Source organism: Cytobacillus firmus, assembly GCF_023715565.1.
GTDB classification, from domain to species: domain Bacteria; phylum Bacillota; class Bacilli; order Bacillales; family Cytobacillaceae; genus Cytobacillus; species Cytobacillus firmus_C.
Genome location: NZ_JAMBOJ010000134.1, coordinates 1 through 1,244 on the forward strand (window position 1 = coordinate 1; position 1,244 = coordinate 1,244).

The following is a 1,244-nucleotide window of genomic DNA, read 5'->3' on the forward strand; positions in this document are numbered from 1 at the left end:
GCTTCTGAGAGGTCAATCTCCTATAGTTCTGAATTTAAGATAAAAGCAGTGGCGGAATACAAAAGTGGGAAAACACCATCGCAAATCTTTATTGAACAAGGCTTTGATCTAGAGGTGATTGGCAAGGAACAGCCAAAACGTTGTCTTAAGCGTTGGAGAGAAACATTCCAAAGGTTTGGGGAGGAAGGTTTCCTTACGGAACGTCGAGGTAAAGGGAGTACTGGACGTCCTTCTTCTAAACAACTTTCCATTGAGGAGAAACTAAGGAAGGCTGAGGCAAGGATTAAATTCCTCAAGGCAGAGAATGACTTCTTAAAAAAGCTGGAAGAACTAGAAAGGCAGGCGTTGAAGAAGAAACGGTTCTAACGGCAGCTGAGAAGTTTTCTTTGATTGAGAAAACCATCAGAACATATCAGTTAAAAAAATCTGTTTCCTACCTGTGTGAACTGGCAGGCGTAAGTCGAAGTGGCTACTATGATTGGCTGAAGGCAGCACAATTACGGGCTCAACGTGACGAGAAGGATGAATTGGATATAGAGTTAATTCGAGAAATATTCATAAGTAAAAAAGAAAAAGTAGGTGTCCTCCAGATTAAAATGATTATGGAGAATGATTATTCATCGATAATGAACCACAAAAAAATTAGGCGGTTGATGGCAAAATATAATCTTGTAACAAAAGTAAGGAAAGCCAATCCTTATCGTAAAATGGCTAAGGCAACCCAAGAGCATCGGTCTTGTCCTAACCTCCTTAACCGAGAATTTAATCAAGAAGAACCAGGGAAAGTCCTGCTTACTGACATTACTTATCTCTATTTCGGAAAGGGACAAAAAGCATATTTATCCTGCGTAAAAGATGGAGCTACCAAAGAAATTGTCGCTTATCATCTATCCACTTCGTTAGGAATGGATATTGTATATAACACGCTTAAAAAGTTAAAACAAGCTGTTGGCGATCATTTTCATCCAGAAGCCATACTGCACTCTGACCAAGGTTTCCACTATACTCATCCCCAATTCCAAAGCAAAGTAAAAGAACTTGGCATAATACAGTCGATGTCCCGAAAGGGAAACTGTTGGGATAACGCACCAATGGAAAGTTTCTTTGGGCACTTTAAGGATTTAGCAGAGTATAAATCATTAGATAATTTAGGAGATGTTAGAAAAGAAGTGGATCGAGTGATCGAGGAATATAACCAGCATCGTTATCAATGGGGCTTAAATAAAATGACCCCGGTGCAATAC

The 1,244-nt window shown here is 39.5% G+C and carries 2 pseudogenes; both read left to right on the forward strand.

Annotation, left to right across the window (positions count from 1 at the left end):
• Positions 1 to 366: pseudogene (locus M3205_RS25075) on the forward strand (IS3 family transposase); the annotation flags it as partial.
• An 11-nt stretch (positions 367 to 377) separates the two neighbouring features.
• A pseudogene (locus tag M3205_RS25080) lies at positions 378 to 1,244 on the forward strand (IS3 family transposase); the annotation flags it as partial.